The organism is Liquorilactobacillus vini DSM 20605 (assembly GCF_000255495.1).
GTDB classification, from domain to species: Bacteria; Bacillota; Bacilli; order Lactobacillales; family Lactobacillaceae; genus Liquorilactobacillus; species Liquorilactobacillus vini.
This window is the reverse complement of sequence record NZ_AHYZ01000087.1, coordinates 1-259: the sequence shown is the minus strand read 5'-3', so window position 1 is coordinate 259 and position 259 is coordinate 1. Positions and strand designations below refer to the sequence as shown.

Sequence of the window (259 nt, the reverse complement as noted above, 5' to 3'; positions counted from 1 at the left end):
ACTACGATCAAGGCGTAAGTATTGCTTGGCTACTTTGAAAAACCCCTCAATCTGCCAGCGACGACCATACATCTGGATGATTTTATCTGGTGTCAGATCAGTATTAGTTGATGCTAAAACTAAAAACTTATTGGTATGACCACGCTTGGTGACAAATACTAAACGCAGTGGAAAGGTATTCTCACCAGCGTGAGCTTCAACAATAACACTGTATTGATACTTGTCGTGTTGACGCCGTTGGCTTCGTCTAAGTAACTGA

Annotated in this window: 1 protein-coding gene; it reads right to left on the bottom strand. The window is 41.7% G+C overall.

The annotated features are described in order from the left end of the window. Positions 1–259, bottom strand: a 259-nt coding sequence (locus tag ON15_RS05895) for a transposase (protein WP_010580560.1), incomplete at both ends; no start/stop codon positions are given.